This is a genomic window from Microbacterium sp. (assembly GCF_047606385.1).
Taxonomy (GTDB): Bacteria; Actinomycetota; Actinomycetes; order Actinomycetales; family Microbacteriaceae; genus Microbacterium.
The window spans coordinates 1-17,331 of sequence record NZ_JASGEL010000141.1; the positions used below are offsets into that span (position 1 = coordinate 1).

17 protein-coding genes and 1 pseudogene are annotated in these 17,331 nt (G+C 72.8%); 9 read left to right on the forward strand and 9 right to left on the reverse strand.

Annotated elements, in window-relative coordinates:
• The 5 genes and pseudogenes from QM626_RS14835 to QM626_RS14855 all read left to right on the forward strand — a co-directional run.
• Positions 1-301 (forward strand): annotated as a pseudogene (locus QM626_RS14835) (hypothetical protein); the annotation flags it as partial.
• Complete coding sequence (locus tag QM626_RS14840) at positions 298-1,125, forward strand: DUF1684 domain-containing protein (RefSeq protein WP_415077734.1); 828 nt, start codon at positions 298-300, stop codon at positions 1,123-1,125. The pseudogene QM626_RS14835 and the gene QM626_RS14840, both read left to right, overlap by 4 nt.
• Positions 1,118-1,924 (forward strand): NADPH-dependent oxidoreductase, encoded by an 807-nt coding sequence (locus tag QM626_RS14845; protein ID WP_415077735.1) that lies wholly within the window; start codon positions 1,118-1,120, stop codon positions 1,922-1,924. The genes QM626_RS14840 and QM626_RS14845 overlap by 8 nt, the downstream gene beginning before the upstream one ends.
• 203 nt (positions 1,925-2,127) lie before the next feature.
• Positions 2,128-3,438 (forward strand): FAD-binding oxidoreductase, encoded by a 1,311-nt coding sequence (locus QM626_RS14850; protein ID WP_415077736.1) that lies wholly within the window; start codon positions 2,128-2,130, stop codon positions 3,436-3,438.
• Between the two features lie 44 nt (positions 3,439-3,482).
• On the forward strand, positions 3,483-3,941 hold the full coding sequence (locus tag QM626_RS14855) for a GNAT family N-acetyltransferase (protein ID WP_415077737.1): 459 nt from the start codon (positions 3,483-3,485) through the stop codon (positions 3,939-3,941).
• A gap of 3 nt (positions 3,942-3,944) precedes the next feature.
• Here the strand turns inward: QM626_RS14855 and QM626_RS14860 are convergent, their stop codons facing one another.
• Entirely contained in the window at positions 3,945-5,414 is a 1,470-nt protein-coding gene (locus tag QM626_RS14860; RefSeq protein ID WP_415077738.1) for a DUF222 domain-containing protein, read from the reverse strand.
• Between the two features lie 271 nt (positions 5,415-5,685).
• Here QM626_RS14860 and QM626_RS14865 point away from each other — a divergent pair, with 271 nt between their 5' ends.
• Complete coding sequence (locus QM626_RS14865; RefSeq protein ID WP_415077739.1) at positions 5,686-6,132, forward strand: Hsp20/alpha crystallin family protein; 447 nt, start codon at positions 5,686-5,688, stop codon at positions 6,130-6,132.
• A gap of 123 nt (positions 6,133-6,255) precedes the next feature.
• The gene (locus QM626_RS14870; protein ID WP_415077740.1) at positions 6,256-7,431 is read left to right on the forward strand and encodes a MalY/PatB family protein; all 1,176 of its coding nucleotides are present in this window, start codon (positions 6,256-6,258) and stop codon (positions 7,429-7,431) included.
• Positions 7,432-7,446: 15 nt separating this feature from the next.
• Here QM626_RS14870 and QM626_RS14875 read toward each other — a convergent pair whose 3' ends face one another.
• From QM626_RS14875 to QM626_RS14905, 7 genes are all read right to left on the reverse strand, one after another.
• Positions 7,447-7,608, reverse strand: a complete 162-nt coding sequence (locus QM626_RS14875; protein ID WP_415077741.1) for a hypothetical protein — start codon at positions 7,606-7,608, stop codon at positions 7,447-7,449.
• Positions 7,609-7,750: 142 nt separating this feature from the next.
• On the reverse strand, positions 7,751-8,953 hold the full coding sequence (locus tag QM626_RS14880) for an LLM class flavin-dependent oxidoreductase (RefSeq protein WP_415077742.1): 1,203 nt from the start codon (positions 8,951-8,953) through the stop codon (positions 7,751-7,753).
• 13 nt (positions 8,954-8,966) lie between these two features.
• Positions 8,967-9,797, reverse strand: coding sequence for a hypothetical protein (locus QM626_RS14885; RefSeq protein ID WP_415077743.1), 831 nt, complete (start codon positions 9,795-9,797; stop codon positions 8,967-8,969).
• Entirely contained in the window at positions 9,794-11,191 is a 1,398-nt protein-coding gene (locus tag QM626_RS14890; RefSeq protein ID WP_415077744.1) for an O-acetylhomoserine aminocarboxypropyltransferase/cysteine synthase family protein, read from the reverse strand. The genes QM626_RS14885 and QM626_RS14890 overlap by 4 nt, the downstream gene beginning before the upstream one ends.
• Positions 11,188-12,222 (reverse strand): LLM class flavin-dependent oxidoreductase, encoded by a 1,035-nt coding sequence (locus QM626_RS14895; RefSeq protein WP_415077745.1) that lies wholly within the window; start codon positions 12,220-12,222, stop codon positions 11,188-11,190. The genes QM626_RS14890 and QM626_RS14895 overlap by 4 nt, the downstream gene beginning before the upstream one ends.
• Before the next feature lie 11 nt (positions 12,223-12,233).
• Positions 12,234-13,184, reverse strand: a complete 951-nt coding sequence (locus tag QM626_RS14900) for an ATP-grasp domain-containing protein (protein WP_415077746.1) — start codon at positions 13,182-13,184, stop codon at positions 12,234-12,236.
• Positions 13,185-13,276: 92 nt separating this feature from the next.
• Positions 13,277-14,602 carry a DHA2 family efflux MFS transporter permease subunit gene (locus tag QM626_RS14905; RefSeq protein WP_415077747.1) on the reverse strand — a complete coding sequence of 442 codons (1,326 nt, stop codon included), beginning with the start codon at positions 14,600-14,602 and terminating at the stop codon, positions 13,277-13,279.
• A 114-nt stretch (positions 14,603-14,716) separates the two neighbouring features.
• Here QM626_RS14905 and QM626_RS14910 point away from each other — a divergent pair, with 114 nt between their 5' ends.
• Positions 14,717-15,343: a TetR/AcrR family transcriptional regulator gene (locus QM626_RS14910; protein ID WP_415077748.1), complete on the forward strand. Its 627-nt coding sequence runs from the start codon at positions 14,717-14,719 to the stop codon at positions 15,341-15,343.
• Between the two features lie 4 nt (positions 15,344-15,347).
• Here QM626_RS14910 and QM626_RS14915 read toward each other — a convergent pair whose 3' ends face one another.
• The gene (locus QM626_RS14915) at positions 15,348-16,553 is read right to left on the reverse strand and encodes a trans-sulfuration enzyme family protein (RefSeq protein WP_415077749.1); all 1,206 of its coding nucleotides are present in this window, start codon (positions 16,551-16,553) and stop codon (positions 15,348-15,350) included.
• 113 nt (positions 16,554-16,666) lie between these two features.
• On the opposite strand from QM626_RS14915, the gene QM626_RS14920 reads away from it, so the two are divergent.
• Positions 16,667-17,331, forward strand: a 665-nt coding sequence (locus tag QM626_RS14920) for a DUF2520 domain-containing protein (RefSeq protein ID WP_415077750.1), incomplete at its 3' end; no start/stop codon positions are given.

Here is a 17,331-nt window from a genome sequence, read left to right on the forward strand (position 1 = left end):
GGAGCTCGCGCGCCGCTACGCCGCCTACGACGAGGAACGGCGCACGCTCGGGCCCGCCGCCTCCCGCCCGGCCGGAGCGGTCGACCCCGGCCGCGGCGACGCCCCGCGACCGATGACGATGAGCCCGGCGCTCCACGGCGAGCCCGCCCGCGTCGTCGACGCCCTGCTGGCGGATGTCGCGCTCGCCGAGGCGGACGAGCTGATCGCGTTCCTGCCGCCCGCCTTCGGCCCGGCCGAGAACACGCGCCTGCTCGAGGACATCGCGACCCACATCATCCCGGCCCTGAGGAGGACATCATGAGCACCCCCGTCATCGACGAGACCGCCTTCGCCGCCGACTGGCAGCGCTGGCGCGCCGCGCGCGACCTGGCCGTCGCCGCACCCGACGGCATCCTGCCGGTCGTCAGCATCGACTACCTGACCGCCGAGCCGGTCGCGATCGACCGGCTGCCGGGCCGCTGGTCGGCTGCGGACGAAGGCGTGGTCGTCGATCTCGCCGAGGGCGAGCACGTGCTCGACGACGAGGGCGCGCGCCGCAGCGGCCGGGTCGTGCTGTCCCGCCCCGCCGAGGGCGGATCCCGCCGGCTCGTGCAGGAGGGCACGCTCACGATCGAGCTGGTGCGCGGCAGCGGGTGGGACATCGTCCGCGTGCGGGATGCCGCATCCGCCGCCGTGGCGGCGTACGCGGGCACGCCGGCGTACGCGCCCGACCCGGCGTGGCGGGTGACCGGCCGCTGGGTGCCGGCCGAGCAGGAGCTCGTGGTCGCCACGGTCTCGGATCGCGTCTCACGGGACGCGATCTCGCCCGGCGCGGTCGAGTTCACGCTCCGCGGGCGGGACCACCGGCTCGTCGCCCTGCCGGCGCACGGCAAGCCCGGACACGTCGTGCTGCTGTTCCGCGACGCGACGTCGGGGGTGACGACCTATGCGGCCCAGCGCGAGCTGCTGGTCGAGCTGCCGGCATCCGGCGACGAGGTCGTGGTCGACTTCACGCGCGCCTACAACAAGCCGTGCGCGTACTCCGACTTCGCGCTGTGCCCGCTGCCGCCGGCAGGCAACGTGCTCGACATCGCGGTGGAGGCGGGGGAGCGCATCCCGTACGAGCGCGGCGGGACCGATGTCTGAGCAATCCCTCTCGCTCCGCTACGGCGGTGACGCTCCGGCCGGCGCGTTGCCGGAGAACGCGGTGCTGTCGCTGCTCTACCGGCACCGCTCGGTGCGGCGATACACCGGTGAGCCGGTCGACGACGAGACCGTGACCGCGATCGTCGCGGCCGCGCAGTCGGCGGCGACGAGCTCGAACCATCAGGCCTGGTCGGTCGTGGAGCTGCGCGACGCGGAGCGCGTCGCGCGCATCGCCGAGCTCGCCGGCGGGCAGGAGTTCATCCGGGATGCGGCCGTGTTCCTCGTCTTCGTCGCCGACTGGGCGCGGGCGCGGGGCCTCGCCGCGGCGCACGGCGAGGCGGCGGAGGCGATCGACTACATCGAGAGCACGCTCGTCGGGTTCGTGGACGCCGCGCTCGCCGCGCAGAACGCGGTCGTCGCCGCGGAGTCGCTGGGACTGGGCACGGTCTACGTCGGGTCCGTGCGCAACGCGCCGGAAGCGGTCGCCGAGCTGCTGGGACTGCCCGACGCGGCATTCCCGGTGGTGGGCGTCGCCATCGGTCACCCGGATCCGCACGACCCGGCGGGGATCAAGCCGCGGTTGCCGCAGCGCGTGGTGCGCCACCGTGAGCACTACCGGGAGGCGGATCCGGCGGACATCGGCGACTACGAGACGACGGTGCGCGGCTACTACGAGACCCAGGGAGCATCTCGCGGTTGGATCGCCGCCGCGATCACGCGGGTACGCGACATCGCCGGGTTGCACGGCCGCCATACCATCCGCGAGGCGTTGGCCCGCCGCGGTCTCGCCTCCCGATGACCGGTGCGGCCGCCGGACCGCGTCCGTCGCGGTCGCAGAATGCGCCGGAGGTCGCAGGATTCGGCGGTTATCCTGCGACCTCGGAGCGATCCTGCGACCCTCGTGAGCGGATGCGGAGACAGGCGGTCCCATCGGACCGGCGGATGGGTTCGCATTCGGGATCGTCGCGTGACCGGTCGGCTCGCGCCTCGTAGCGTGGAACGGTGAGCCTCGACACCCCCGCCGCCCGCACGATCGACCGCTCCGGTCTGCGTCCCGACGGGCCGCCGCGCGAGATCGTCGTCGCGCGCACCGTCGCCGACGTGCAGACGACGGTGCGGCACGCGGCCGAGCTCGGCGTGCCGGTCGTCACGCGCGGCGCGGGCTCCGGCCTGGCCGGCGGCGCGGTGGCGGGTGACGGCGTGATCGTGCTCGACCTGTCGGGCCTGAACCGGATCCTCGCGATCGACCCGGTCGACGGCACCGCGCGCGTCGAGGCGGGCGTCGTCACCGCCGACCTCGACCGTGCGGCCGGTGAGCAGGGGCTGTTCTACGCCCCCGACCCGGGCAGCGTCGGGATCTCCACGATCGGCGGGAACATCGCGACCAACGCCGGCGGGCTGCGCGGGGCGAAGTACGGGGTCACGCGCGACGCGGTGCTGTCGGTCGACGTCGTGCTGGCCGACGGCTCGCTCGTCCACCTCGGGCGCCCCACGATCAAGGGCGTGACCGGTTACGACTTCGCCGGGCTCGTCGTCGGATCGGAGGGCACACTCGGCATCGTCGTCGGGGCCACCGTCCGACTGCTTCCGAAGCCGGCGCGGGTGGCGACCGCCTCCGCCTCGTTCGCGACGCTCGAGGACGCCGCGAGCGCGGTGGCCGCGATCGCGGTGAGCGGAGCGCGGCCGGCCGTGCTCGAGATCCTCGACGGAGCGACGCTCGCGGCGATCGACGCCGCGGAGGGCACGCGACTGCGTGAACACGGCGAGGCGCTGCTGATCGCGCAGACCGACGGGTTCGGGGCGGAGGAGGAGATCTCGGTGGTCGTCGAGGCGCTGTCGTCGACCGCGACCGGCGTGGAGTGGACGAGCGACGAGGCCGAGGCGGACCGACTGCTGGCCGCACGCCGCCAGGCGCTGCCGGCGATCGAGCGGGTCGGCCGGCCGCTCATCGAGGACATCGCGGTGCCACGCAGCCGGCTGGCGGAGGCGATCGGCCGCATCCGCGAGATCGCCGCGGCGCGGGACGTGCCCATCTTCGTGTTCGGGCACGCCGGCGACGGCAATCTGCACCCGATCATCGTGGCCGACGCGGATGCCGACGGTGACATCCCCGAGGTCGCGCACCACGCAGCCGACGACATCTTCGCCCTCGCGCTGGAGCTCGGCGGCACGGTGACGGCCGAGCACGGTGTGGGCCGGCTGAAGCGGGAATGGGCCCGTCGCGAGCTGGGGGAGGCGGCCGTGGCGCTGCACGAGCAGGTCAAGGCCGTCTTCGACCCACGGGGGATCCTCAACCCGGGCAGCGCGTTCTGATGGCGACGGGCGTGCGCGCGGCGCGCCCGGGCGATGCTGCCGGGATGGCAGCCGTGCACGTGCGGTCGTGGCAGGAGACCTATCGGGGCCTGATGCCGGATGCGGTGCTCGACGCGCTGGACGCGATCGAGACGAGGGAGAGGTTCTGGCTCGGGGCGTTGACCGATCCGCGATGGGCGTCGAACCGCATCGCGGTGGGAGAGGTCGAGGGCGCGATCGTGGGCATCGCGATGACGGGGCCGGACGCTGAGATGCCGGGGCGTCGGCGCCTGCACGTCCTGTACGTGCTCGCCGCGCACCACGGCGGCGGTCTCGCACAGGCGCTGCTGCGGCAGGTGACGTCGGACGACGCGCCGACCGCGTTGTGGGTCGCAGACCCGAATCCGCGGGCCCAGGCCTTCTACCGCAAGAGCGGGTTCGTCCCCGACGGCGTCGTCCGGCACATCGACGGGCTGCGCGAGATCGAGATGGTGCGGGAGGCGACGTCGTTCGCTGAGACCTGATCCTCAGAAGGGCGGTGGGACGTCGGTGGCGACCGGTTCGGTCGGCGGGCCGGTGGTCCAGCAGTCGTCGGGCACGAATCGGACCGTCGCAGGTGGTCGATCGAGATAGGCACGTCCGGCGGGTCCGGTCCATTCGAGCACCCCGCCGCCGAGCTGCCGCACCCGCCAGGCGGTGTGGTGCTTGTCGACGTGGTGTCGGCGGCAGAAGTCGGCGAGGTTGTCGGCCTCCGTGGCGCCGCCCAGCGCGGCATCGATCGTGTGGTCCTTGTCGCATCGGTGGGCGGGCACGCCGCATCCCGGCGTGCGGCAGCGCTCGTCGCGGGCCTCGAGATAGCGGGTCAGCTGCGCGTTCGGCCGATACCGGTCGACGGCGAGCGGAAGTCCGGTGTACGCGTCGGTGAACACGCGATCCCAGCCGGGCGCTCCGGCGGCTATGCGACGCGCGATCGCGGGGTCGATCGGGCCGTAGCCGGCCAGCAGCGCCGGCTCATCGCCCGCCTCGGCCAGCGTGAGCAGCGGGATCGTGATCTGCACCCGGCCGGTGATCGCCCCGGTGCCGTCACCGTGGCAGGCGGCAGGACCGGTGAGCAGCACCTCGGCCAACGCGTCGGCACGCCGCTGATCCGTCGTGCGGGCGTCGGACACGGCGGGTTCGGAGACCTCGGCCGTACCGCTGGCGGGGACGGACGGCGGCGTCGCCCCGGTGACCACCCGCTGTCGCCCGGCTCGGGGGCGGCCCGAGCCGGCCGCGTCCGGGTCGGCGGGATCCGCGATCGCGGGCTCGTCGGGCGCGGTGGCGAGGGCCGTGAGTCGGTCGTAGATGGCGTGGGCGAGTGGTGCGGGCAGGTCGGCGATGAGGCGGGCGAGGCCGTCGCCGAGGGGATAGAGGCGCACGCGCCGTTCCGCGTGAGCGGCGTCGATCAGATCGGCGGCTCCGTCGGGGTCGATGCGGGCGGCGATGGCGCGGGCGATGGCGCTGAACCGGGTGGGGGATTCCGTGCCGGCGGCGTCCAGGGCGAGCTGTTCGTATCGTGCCCGCAGCTGCTCGTCGTGGATGGTGCTGCCGGCGTGGACGATGGCCCAGGCGTGTCCGGCATCGATCGTGCCGGACTCCCACTGGACGAGGGCGGCGGGGAAGCGTTCCACCAGCGTCCATGCCTGGCCGATGCGGGCCTGCACGGTGCGGTCGGAGATGCGGATCGCCATGCCCAGCTCCAATGCGATCTCCCGCAGCGGCAGGTCGGTTCCGCCGTTGCGGAGGAACTCCTCGGGGTCGGGCCAGGCCCGGCGGCGCTCTTCGATGCGCTCGGACACCAGGTCGACGGCTCGCGCGAACACGCGAGCCTCGGCGGCCTGCGCGGCCGCGACCTGTCGACGGGTGGCCAGCAGCTCGTCGACGAGGCCGTTCAAGGCCGGCCACTCCAGCGACGGCACGGACGGTGCGTCGACGGTGGCCTGCTGCTCGTGCCCCATGAAGACCTCTCCTCCTGGCGTCGATGACGCCGGTGGTCTCCCCGCGAACCAGAAGTGGGCACGAACGCGGGTCTTGCATCACGTCCAGTATAGAACAAAGAGACGATTGAGGAAAGAAGAAATTCGTATAAAAGTTCTCACTTTGCCGAGCTCGAAATCGTGGGGAGGATGCTGGCACTCTCGCTGCCAGAGTGCTAATCTGAAGCTACTTGAGTCGATTCGGCTCAAGTAGTCATCCGGGCGCTGAGCCCGCTTATTCAAAGGAGACGACATGGCCACCTATGACCCGCTCCGTGAACTGGAGCACCTCACCACCTCCCTCTTCGACTCCGCTCGCCGCGGACCTCGGCAGATGCCGATGGACCTCTACCGCGACGGCGACCACTACGTGCTGACGGCCGACCTTCCGGGCATCGATCCGGGTTCGGTCGACGTCGACGTCGACGGGCAGCTGCTGACCATCCGCGCCGAGCGCACGCTGGGCTCCGGCGAGGGTGTGACCTGGATCACCCGGGAGCGCACCTCCGGCACGTTCCTGCGTCAGCTGAGCCTCGGCCAAGGCCTCGACACCGAGAACATCACGGCCACCTATCGCAACGGCGTGCTGAGCGTCACGATCCCGGTGAGCGAGAAGGCCAAGCCGCGCAAGGTGCAGGTCGTCGCGGACGCCGGAACCGGCGACTCGCCGGCGATCGAGGTCGCCGAGTCGAAGGCCTGAGCCCTGCGGCGCGGGGATGTCCCGGAAAAGACCCTGGGACATCCCCGCGGGGTGGGCGGTCCTGTGTCGTCGCGTGACCGCGAGGAGGCGCGCGCGGCCCCGGCGTCATAGGCTCGAGACTCGATGATCGACCGTCCGCACCCCTTCGACCTCCGCACCCGAGCGCAGCTCGACCGGCCGGCCAGCCGGAAATGGAGCCTGCATCCCGGCGCGATCGGCGCCTGGGTCGCCGAGATGGACTTCGGCACGGCGCCCGCGGTCGCCGAGGCGCTGCAGCGCGCGATCGCCGACGAGGTGCTGGGTTATCTCTCGCCTCCCCTCGCCGCGGAGCTCGGCGAGGCGACGGCGGCCTGGATGGCGCGCGAGTACGACTGGCGCATCGCGCCGGAGCGGGTGCACCCCGTCTCCGACGTCATGGCCGCGCTCGGCGTCGCCGTGACCGAGTACGCACCGGCCGGATCCGCGGTCATCGTGCCGACTCCGGCATATATGCCGTTCCTGACATACCTTCCCACCATCGGTCACCCGGTGATCGAGGTCCCGGGCGTCGAGGTCGACGGCCGCTGGCACCACGATCTCGACGGGATCGATCGCGCTTTCGCGCAGGGGGCGCGCACCCTCGTCGTCTGCAATCCGCACAACCCCACCGGCACGGTTCTGCCGCGTGAGGAGCTGCTCGCCCTGGCCGAGATCGTCGTCCGCCACGGCGGACGAGTGTTCGCCGACGAGATCCACGCGCCGCTGCGCTTCGACGGCCGGCGTCACATCCCGTATGCCTCGCTCAGCGACGCGACCGCCGCGCACACGATCACCGGGACGAGCGCGTCGAAGGCATGGAACGTGGCCGGTCTGAAGGCGGCGCAGCTCATCACCACGAACGCGATCGACCAGGAGGTCTACCGCCGATTCGGGTTCGCCGTGCAGCACGGCGCGTCGACGCTCGGCGTCGTGGCCGCGACCGCGGCCTATCGCGACGGCGGAGCATGGCTCGACACCGTCCTGCGCTATCTGGATGCCGCCCGCCACGACCTCGCCGACCTCGTCGCCACGCACCTCCCGGGTGCCGTCTACCGCGTTCCCGACGCGACATACATCGGCTGGATCGACACCGACGGGCTCGAGCTCCCCGCCTCGCCCGCCGCGTTCTTCCGCGAGCAGGCCGGTGTCGTCCTCACCGAGGGCGCACTCCTCGGGCGCGGCTACGAGCGGTTCGTGCGGATCGTCTTCGCCACCCCGCGGCCGATCCTCACCGGAGCCCTGGCGGCGATGGGGGAGGCTGTGCGGCGGGCGCACGCCTGAGCGACGGTCCGCGGGTCAGTGCGAGCCGAGCGTGCGCGCGTGCGCGCTGTGCAGCCGCAGCAGCTCCTGACGGGCGCGTGCGAGCTCGGTCTGCGCGTCGCGGAAGGCCCGACGGGCGTCCTCGAGGCGCGAGGTGTCGGGACCGCCGGTGCGAGCGGAAAGGATCGTGGTCGACATGGGAACCTCCTCGGGATCGATGTGCGAACACGGTAACCTCCGGGATCCCGTCGCGTCACGGATGTCTCGAACCGAGACGGACTATGACGACGGCGGACCCGATGTGACGCCAGATGACCTCACCCGCCGGCCGGATCCGCGGTCACGGCGTGAGACCGCCGAGCCGCCCGCGAAGGGTCGCCGCCTCGTATTCCGAGCGGAACAGCCCCCGCGCCCGCAGCAGCGGCAGCACCTCGTCCACGAGCGTGGTCAGCCCCTCCGGCAGCACATCCGGCATCAGATTGAAGCCGTCGGCCGCCCCCGCGAGGAACCAGTCGGCCAGCGTGCCGGCCACGCGCTCGGGCGTGCCGATGATGATCGGATGGCCGTAGCCGCCGTACGCGCGCAGCAGCTGCCGCACCGTCAGGCCGTGGGTGCGCGCGAAGCGCACCGTCGTCGCGCGGAAGGACAGGCTCGCTCCGAACGTCGCCGGGTCATCCGGCACCTCGCGGATCTCCGGCGGCAACGGCAGGTCGAGGTCGAAGACGCTCGCGTCGACCCCGAGGATGCCGGACAGGCGGGCGAGCGTGTAGTCCGCCGGGCCGCGCGCCTCCCACTCGTCGAACCGGTCGGCCGCCTCGCGCTCGGTCGAGGCGATGACCAGCGCGAACCCGGGCAGCACCTTGACCGTGTGGGGATCGCGCCCGATGCGCCGGGCGTGGTCCTTCACCACGCGATAGTGCTCCAGGGCGGCGTCGAGCGTCATCTCGGCGGTGAACACCGCGTCCGCGTGCTCACCGGCCAGGCGCCGTCCCTCTGGCGACCCGCCGGCCTGCACGAGAGCCGGGCGCCCCTGGGGCGAGGGCGGCAGGCTGAGGCGGCCGCTGCCGGCATCCGCCCACAGCCGTTCCACCGCGGTCACCACCTCATGCGCCCGGCGATAGCGGGAGTCACGGTCCACACCGGCCGTGATGCCGAAGTTCGCGCCCACGTCCGGCGATGCCGTGGTCACCACGTTCCATCCCGCGCGCCCGCCGCTCAGGTGGTCCAGTGTGAGGATGCGCGCGGCCAGCTCGGCCGGGTCGTTGTAGGTCGAGGAGAGCGTGGCCACCAGCCCCAAGCGCTCGGTGTGCGCCGCGACGGCGGACAGCAGCACGGTCGGCTCCAGGGCCCCCGCCGGACGCCCCGACGGATCGGCGAGCCACGGCTGGTCGGCCAGGAACAGCGCATCGAGCAGTCCCCGCTCGGCCTCGCGCGCGACCCGCACCCAGTGGTCGCGGTCGATGAACGCCGTCGGGGCGAGCTGCTCGGCCTGCCATGCCGCCGGTCGTTGGCCGACGCCCAGCACGTTCAGCCCGAGGATCATGCGCCCCGGCACCTCAGGCGTGCCCTCTGCTCGGCGCGAAGGGACGCACGCCGTCGTCCAGCGTCACCCGTGGCCGGCCGAGCCCCCAGCGACCGCGCAGGCCGCCGCCGCCGCGTCGCGGCAGCGGATCCAGGGCCCGACGCACCGCGTCCGGCTCGTCGTCGACGATCACGCCGTCGGCCCCGCTCTCGACGACGAGACGCACCGCCGACGCCGCGGTCTCGATGAAGACCGGTCTGCGGTCGGCGGCCTCCGCACGGGCGGCGCCGGCCGCATCCGTCACCAGCACGTCCGCGTCGGCGGACTCGTCCGGCGCCGCGGGGTCGAAGTGCTGCAGCACCACCGGCAGGTCGTCCTGGTCGACCGGGGTCTGCAGCGGACCCGCCACCCGGTGACGGCCGGCCTGGTCGACGCGGCGCAGCTGCTCGACGTCGACGAACGTGCGCGTCTCGCGGTCGCCCAGAATGCTCGTGCGCGGCCACGACTGCCAGAGCCGGTGCAGCGCGTCGACGCCGTCGCGGTCGCCTCCGGCTCCGGCGGGGTGCAGCAGCAGGGCGGGCGCGCGCCCGCCGAGGGCCTGCAGCGAGGCGACGCGTCGGGCGAGGTTGTAGGGGAAGTCGTGGTCGAAGCCGGCCTCGATCACGAGGTCGAGCCGTGGATGCCGGGCGCCGAGGAAGGCCGCGACGGCGCTGGGGTCCGCGTCGCCGGTCGCGGACCGGCCGAGCACGATCGCGTCGACGCGCCCGGTGTCCCACAGCGCGATCAGCGCCGTCTCTCCCGAGGAGCCCAGCACGGTCCCGGCGTCGACGCGGACCAGGACGCGGGTGCCCGAGTCGAGGGTCACGTGTCCGGCCCGCTGACCCGAAAGTCCGAAGGACTTTCGGGTCCAAACGACACTGTCGCTACGTCGGCGGCCGCCAGGCCGCTGACGCGGTCGAGCGCCTGCCGCAGATCGGCGATCAGGTCGTCGACGGTCTCGATGCCCACCGAGAGCCGGATGAGACCCGGATGGATGCCCAGCCGGGCCCGCAGTTCGGGGGTGAACGAGACGTGCGTCGTCGTCGCGGGGTGCAGCGCCATCGAGCGCAGGTCGCCGATGTTCGTCATGCGGGAGAAGACGCGCAGACCGTCGTAGAAGGCGGTCGCGCCCTCCTGGCCGCCGCGCACCGTGAACGCGAACACCGCGCCGGGGCGACCGCCGTAGATCCGCTGGGCGACCTCGTGGTCCGGATGGCCGGGCAGGCCCGCGTAGTCGACCGACTCGACCTCGGGCTGCCGGTCGAGCCATTCGGCGATCGCGCGCGCGTTCTCGAGATGCCTCTCCATGCGCAGCGAGAGCGTCTCCATCCCCTGCTGCAGCAGGAAGGCGTTCAGCGGGGAGAGGGCCGGCCCGGTGTTGTTGACGACCGCGCTCCGCGCCGCCTCCTCGAAGGCGTGCGCGATGCCGTAGCGCTCCAGGAACGACGGCACACCGGATGCGGGGCGGTCGGTGATGAGACCGAAGTGGTGCCCGGACGCCTCCCAGTCGAACGTGCCGCCATCGACGATGGCACCGGCCAGGACGGCGCCGTGACCGGCGAGGAACTTCGTCGCGGAGTGCACCACGATGCTCGCGCCGTCCTCGAGGGGCCTGGTCAGATAGGGCGTCGCCACCGTGTTGTCGACCACGAGCGGCACGCCGGCGTCCCGCGCGACGGCGGCGACCGCGGCGATGTCGACCACGTCGTTCTTCGGATTCGGGATCGTCTCGGTGAAGATCGCCTTCGTGTCGGGGCGGATCGTGCGAGCCCACTCCTGCGGATCGCGCCAGTCCCAGAGGTAGTCGACGGCGATGCCGGCGCGTGCGAGCACGCCGTCGAACAGGATGCGGGTGCCGCTGTAGATGCTGGCGGTGGAGACGAAGTGGTCGCCCGCGGCCAGGATCGTGAGCAGCGCCGAGGTGATGGCCGCGGCGCCCGAGCCGACCGCGATCGCCCCCGCGCCACCTTCCAGCGAGGCGATCCGCCGTTCCGCGACGGCGTTCGTGGGGTTCACGCTGCGCGAGTAGAGCTGACCCGGCGTCGCGCCGGTGAACCGCTCGAACGCGTGCTCCAGCGAGTCGAAGCGGAACGCGTTGCCCAGATACACCGGCGTGATCCGCGCGTTGTAGGACAGGTCCTCCGCCTCGCCGGCGTGCACCTGCCGGGTGTCGAAGCCGTAGCCGGACCAGTCGTACTCCGGCTTCGCCGCGTCGGTCATCTCCGCACCTCCGCGTTCACGAGCGGGACGACCTGCTCGGCGAACCGCTCCAGCTCGCTCAGCGCGGGGGAGAACTGCAGCAGCAGGGTGTCCACGCCGACCTCCTGATAGGCGAGGATGCGCTCGGCGACCTGCTCCGGGGTGCCGATCAGCTCCGGACGCAGGCCGCGGTTGGACACGGAGTACTCGCGCAGGCTGATCTCGACGTCCAGCTGCGACTTGGTCACGAAGTCCCGGTACGAGTCGTACGCCGCGCCCGTGCGGACGTCGGTGATCCGGTCGAGCTCGGCCCGCGCCTCCTCCTCGGTGTCCCGCACGATCGGATACGCGGCCATGCCGAACGCCTGGAACGGCGGCAGACCGGCCCGTTCCCGTCGGGCCCGCATGTCCCCGATCTTCTCGCGCAGCTCCTCGACGGTGCCGCCGTGCGTGAGATAGGCGTCCGCGAAGCCCGCGATCGCTGCACGGCCGGCCTCGCTCTCGCCGCCGGCATAGATCCGGGGCAGCACGCGGGGCGCGGGCTCGAGGTGCGTGCCGGCGAACGAGTAGTGCTCGCCGTCGTAGTCGAACGGGGTCTGCGTCCACAGGCCGCGCAGCACGTCCACGTACTCACGGGTGATGGCGTAGCGGTCGTCGTGGTCGGCGAACGAGACCCCGTACTGCCGCGCCTCCTCCGCCCACCACGCCGAGACCACGTTGAGCGTGAACCGGTCCTGCGAGATGTCCTGGATGGTGGCGGCCTGCTTCGCCGCCAGCGCCGGCGGGTGGTAGCTCGGGCGCACGGCCGCCATGATCTCCAGTCGCTCGGTCACCGCCGCCAGCGCCGCGGAGACCGCCCACGCGTCGAGGGCGGGACCGTCGGGGCCCTTGATGTCGTTGAGGTTGAGCTCGGGCACGAGCGTCAGGTCGAAGCCCCCGCGCTCGGCCGCGCGGGCGATCCGGACGAGATGCGCGAAGGACGCGGGCGTCTGCTCGTCCGCGACGTTGCGAAGCCACCCGCCGAAGATGGGCGTCCAATAGCCGAATCTCATGCCGACCCGCCCTACCGTGCGACCGCGTACGTCTCGGCGAGCCGGCGCTGCAGGAAGCGCGCCACCGTGGTCGCCGCCGAGACGCCGCCGTCGTTCTCGACGTCCGGGTTGTAGTTCGTGTTGGTGTTGATGTCGTAGGGCACCGTCCGGCCGTCGGCGGTCTCGATGAACTCGACCCCGGCGACCTCGACGCGGTGCGCGCGCAGGAACGCCGCGAGCCCGGCGATCAGCGGATGCTCGGCGGTGATCTCCGGGCGCCTGGCGAACAGGCTCGGCGCCGCGGCGGGCACCGCGCAGGCCTCGGCCGGGCACAGCTCGAAGCTGCCGGCGGACGTGTCCACGCGCACGGCGTAGACGAGCTCCCCGCCCACGAACTCGGCGCGCGTGATGAAGGGCTCCGCGGCGGGGAGATACTCCTGGAGCAGCAGGATGCCGTCGACGGGCTCTTCGCGGTCGCCTGCGGCCAGGTGCGCGTCGAACTCCTCGTAGGAGTCGAATCGCCGCACACCCAGGCCCTTGCCGCCCTGGTTGTGCTTGGTGATGAACGGCAGCGGCAGCTCGCGGGCACGCCGCGAGAGGTCGTCATCGCCGAGCACCGCGATCGTGCGCGGCACGTCGAAGCCCGCGCGGCGCAGCGCCACGTACTGGGCGACCTTGCTCACCTCGAGCTCGGTCACGTCGCTGCCGTTGACGACGGTGCGTCCGGCCGCCTCGAGCCACCGGAGCACGGCGCGGGTGTGCTCCTTGGCCCGCGCGTTGCCGCGGGTATGGGCGGAGGCGCTCAGACGTGACCAGAACACGCCTTCCGGCGGATCCTGCGCGAGGTCGAACGAGCCGCCCACGAGCGGCCACTCGCGGTACGGTACGCCTTCGGCCTCGAGCGCGGCCGCGAGCGGAGGGATCCACTCGGGGTTGTCGTGAAGGATGTAGACCGCGGGGCCGTCCGCATACTCGAGTGCCATGCCTCGAGGCTACGGCCCGCGGCGTTCGCGTGGTCGTGCCGGTGTCAACGGGCGTAACCCGCGATGCGCCGTGTCGAGGGCCACGGGCGCGATCAGCCGGCCGCGGGCGCGGGCCTGGCCGGCAGCAGCACGGATGCCGCCGCCACGGCGAGGGCCGCGACGGCGACGAGGCCGTAGGCGGCATCCACGGGCTGCGCCGCCCGTTCGACCAGGAAGCCGACGAGCGTCACGCCGACCGCGGCGAACAGCTGCACCACGATGAACAGCGCGGCGGTGCCCTGCCCCACGGCTGTCTTCGGCAGCACGCGGTAGATGCTGGCGAACGTCGGGGCGGCGATGGCGCCGAAGCCGAGTCCGAGCACCAGCAGGACCGCCAGCAGCGCGGCGGGACCCCAGGAGGCGTTGCCCACGGCGACGGCTGCCGCGGCGAGGGCCGTGAGCGATGCGCCGGCCGCGACCGGCGGACGCGGACCGGTGCGATCGCTCAGACGCCCGGCGAGCGTCATCGAGATCATGAGCCCGGTGCCGAGGGCCGCCACCGGCAGGGCACGCCAGCCCGCATCGAGCCCCAGCCGCTCCGCGGCGAGGGGCAGCACGGTCAGCTGCGTGTACATGATGAACCCGACCGCGCTCATGACCCCCAGGGCCGCGGTGAACGCCGGCGCGCGCAGGAGGCGCAGGTCGAGCAGTGGCTCGGCGGCCCGTAGCGCGTGCGGCACGTAGAGGGCCAGCATGGCCGCGCCCGCTGCGACGCAGGCGATCACGATGCCGGCGTCCGCGCCCGCTCCCCAGCGGTTCATACCGAGGAGCATCAGCACGAAACCCGGTGGCAGCAGTGCGATGCCGATGACGTCGACGCGCACCGAGCGGTCCGCGCGTCGCTCGGCGTCGGGCATGAGGCGCCAGGCGGCGAGCCCGACGACGATCGCGATCGGCACGTTGAGCCAGAAGATCCACCGCCACGCCCCGACGCCCGTCAACGCGCCGCCCAGCAGCGGACCCGCGACGGGGCCGAGGTTGATGACCAGCGAGACGAGTCCCATGACGCGCCCCATGCTCGCAGCGGGCGTGACGATGCCCACGATGGCCACCGCGGCGGGTTCCAGCATCCCGCCGAACAGCCCCTGAACCGCGCGGAACGCGACCATGCTCGCGAGATCCCAGGCGAGACCGCACAACAGCGACCCCGCTGCGAACCCGACGAGCGCGAGCTGCAACACCCGTGCCGGGCCGAGACGGGCGGTCAGCCATCCGATCAACGGCACGGCGGCGGATGCCGCCACGAGGTACGTCGTCGTGATCCACACGGTCCCCGACAGGGTGACGTCCAGCGCCTCGCCGAGCGATTCGAGCGTCGAGGTGACGGTCGTGCCGGTGAGCACGGCGAGGAAGGCCGCCGCCGACATCGCGGCCGTCACCCGCCCCGTGCGAGGTGTAGGGGTCTTGACATCCTGTCTTTTCACTCGTGGGACAATACTTTACTGATCAGTAAAGAACAAGCTGATTCTCGTCAAGGTCGATAGCATGGAACGATGCGGGCGACGGAGGTGGCGGTGCGGGTCGACAGACGCCGCGCGATCCTCGACGCCGCGGGCCCGGTGTTCGGCGACGCCGGCTACGAGCGGGCGAACGTGGACCAGATCGCCTCTGCCGCCGGGGTGTCCAAGCCCACCGTGTACGCATATTTCGGCAGCAAGGAAGAGCTGTTCCGCGAGACGATGGCCGACGTCGCGCGCCAGGTGAACGCCGCGTCCTACCACGCCGTGGTCGCACTCGATCTCGGCCCCGACCGGTGGCGCGAGGGGCTGCGCACCCTCGCCGTCGCCCTCACCCGTTGCCAGCGCGAGGGGTGTGCAGCCTCGTTGTCTCGGCTCGTGCTGGCCGAGGCGCGCCGCGATCCGCTTGTCTTCGAGCTGGTACGACGCGCGGGCTACGAGCCGATCCGGGAGGCGCTTGCCGGGCGGCTCGCGATGCTCGGCAACGCCGGCCGGCTCGAGATCGACGACCCGCGCCGCGCCGCGGAGGACTTCCTCGCACTCACCCAGGCACGCCTGCCCGACCTCACCGCGGGGGGCACCCTGCCCGGCGACGAGGCCGCCATCGCCGACGCGGTCCAGGCGGGCGTCGAGACCTTCTTGCGTGCCTACTCGGTGCGTTGACCCGTCACCCGAACGTGGCGTCGAGGGCCGCGCGCAGGTCGGTCTCGAGGTCGCCTGGGTCCTCGAGCCCGACCGAGAAGCGCAGGTGGCCGTACCGGCGGAACTCGTCCGGATAGGTCGCCACCCGCGGCCCGCTCGTGCCGACGTGCACGATCAGCGATTCGTCGTGGCCGAGCGAGACCGCCGAGGTGATGATCCGCAGCGACGAGACGAACCGGTTCTGCGCGTCCGCGTCGCCGTCCACGGCGAAGGCCATCATCGCGCCGTGCCCGCGGCCGCCGAACTGGCGCGTCGCCAGCGCGTGCTGCGGATGCGAGGCCAGCCCGGGATACGCGACGTACGCCACCCGCGGATCGGCCTCGAGCACGCGCGCGAGCCGCGCCGCCGTCTCCTGGTGCTGCCGCAGCCGCAGCGGCAGCGTGATCGAGCCGCGCTGGACCAGCCAGGCGTTGAAGGGCGAGATGACCCCGCCCACGTCGACCATCGCATCGGCCTTGATCCGCGCGATGAGCTCGCGCCGGCCGATCACGGCGCCGCCCATCGCGTCGCCGTGGCCGTTGATGTACTTGGTCAGCGAGTGCACGACGAGGTCGGCGCCGTCGGCGAGCGGACGGTACAGCGGCGGCGGCGTGAACGTCGAGTCCACCGACAGCAGCGCGCCGGCCGCGTGCGCGACACGCGCCGCCCCGGCGATGTCGGCGACCTTCGTGGTCGGGTTGCCGATCGCCTCCACGTGCACGAGCCGGGTCGTCTCACGGATCGCCGCGGCCACGGCATCCGGATCCGACGCGTCGACGAACGTCGCCTGGATGTCGTACTTCTCCGGCAGCAGCTCGGCGAACAGCCGCCACGAGGCCTCGTAGGTGACATCCGCGACGACGACGTGGTCGCCGGCGCGCAGGAACGTGAAGAACACCGCGTGCAGGGCGGCGACCCCGGAGGCGAGGGCGACGGCGTCCTCCCCGCCCTCCAGTGCCGCGAGCTTGGCCTGCAGCGCGAGCTGGTTCACCCCCGAGTTGCGCGTGTACAGCGGCACCTCGGTGCCCGACCAGCTCATCGTGGACGGATCGTCCGGCAGCGCGTACGAGTTCGCCATGACGATGGGGGTGCGCAGAGCCCCGGTGCCGGGGTCGATGCTGTTGCCGGCGTGGACGGCCCGGGTGGCGAAGGCGAGGGAGGCGGCGTCGTGCTTGTCCGGTCGGTGGGGCATGCCCTCGACGCTACGCACTGCGCGTCGCAGGATCCGGAGATGTTACGAGATTCGGACGCGGTACGGTGGGTGCGGCGCACTCGCCGCACCCCGCGGCCCTCGCCGGCCACCCCATGGACAGCTCCGATTCCTCCGCACTCCGGCTCGACGGGCCGGTGCTCGTCGTCGGCGACGGCCGGATGGGGCGCGCGCTCGTCGCCGCGCTGAGCGCGGCCGACGTGCCGGTGCAGGGCCCTGCCGGGCGGGGCGAGAGCGGGGCGGATGCCGGGATCGTGCTGCTCGCAGTGCCCGACGCCGCGATCCGCGTCGCCTCGCGCGCCATCGCGCCGGGTCGGCTGGTCGGACACCTCTCGGGCGCCCTCGACCTGTCGCCGCTGCACCCGCACGAGGCGTTCAGCATCCACCCGCTGACCACGGTGACCGGCGAGGGCGCCGCCTTCGCCGGCGTCACCGCCGCGCTGGCCGGCGCCACGCCCCGCGCCCGTGCCGCAGCGGCCGCCTTGGCCGCCGTGCTCGGCATGACCGGGGTCGTGGTGCGCGACGAGGACCGTGCCGCGTATCACGCGGCCGCCTCGGTCGCCGCGAACTTCCTCGTCACCCTGGAAGGGCTCGCCGAGCAGCTCGCCGCGACCGCCGGCGTCGACCGCGAGGCCCTCGTCCCGCTCGTGCGGGCCGCCGTCGACAACTGGGCCTCGCGGGGCGCCGCCGGGGCCCTCACCGGCCCCGTCTCGCGCGGGGACGCGGCGACCGTCGCCCGTCAGCGCGCCGCCGTCGCCGA

Bases quoted from the DNA above. Each gene is read 5' to 3' on its own strand.
- QM626_RS14840 (WP_415077734.1), top strand. From the start codon at position 298: ATGAGCACCCCCGTCATCGACGAGACCGCCTTCGCCGCCGACTGGCAG.
- QM626_RS14845 (WP_415077735.1), top strand. From the start codon at position 1,118: ATGTCTGAGCAATCCCTCTCGCTCCGCTACGGCGGTGACGCTCCGGCC.
- QM626_RS14855 (WP_415077737.1), top strand. From the start codon at position 3,483: ATGGCAGCCGTGCACGTGCGGTCGTGGCAGGAGACCTATCGGGGCCTG.
- QM626_RS14860 (WP_415077738.1), bottom strand. From the start codon at position 5,414: ATGGGGCACGAGCAGCAGGCCACCGTCGACGCACCGTCCGTGCCGTCG.
- QM626_RS14865 (WP_415077739.1), top strand. From the start codon at position 5,686: ATGGCCACCTATGACCCGCTCCGTGAACTGGAGCACCTCACCACCTCC.
- QM626_RS14870 (WP_415077740.1), top strand. From the start codon at position 6,256: ATGATCGACCGTCCGCACCCCTTCGACCTCCGCACCCGAGCGCAGCTC.
- QM626_RS14875 (WP_415077741.1), bottom strand. From the start codon at position 7,608: ATGTCGACCACGATCCTTTCCGCTCGCACCGGCGGTCCCGACACCTCG.
- QM626_RS14880 (WP_415077742.1), bottom strand. From the start codon at position 8,953: ATGATCCTCGGGCTGAACGTGCTGGGCGTCGGCCAACGACCGGCGGCA.
- QM626_RS14890 (WP_415077744.1), bottom strand. From the start codon at position 11,191: ATGACCGACGCGGCGAAGCCGGAGTACGACTGGTCCGGCTACGGCTTC.
- QM626_RS14895 (WP_415077745.1), bottom strand. From the start codon at position 12,222: ATGAGATTCGGCTATTGGACGCCCATCTTCGGCGGGTGGCTTCGCAAC.
- QM626_RS14900 (WP_415077746.1), bottom strand. From the start codon at position 13,184: ATGGCACTCGAGTATGCGGACGGCCCCGCGGTCTACATCCTTCACGAC.
- QM626_RS14910 (WP_415077748.1), top strand. From the start codon at position 14,717: ATGCGGGCGACGGAGGTGGCGGTGCGGGTCGACAGACGCCGCGCGATC.
- QM626_RS14915 (WP_415077749.1), bottom strand. From the start codon at position 16,553: ATGCCCCACCGACCGGACAAGCACGACGCCGCCTCCCTCGCCTTCGCC.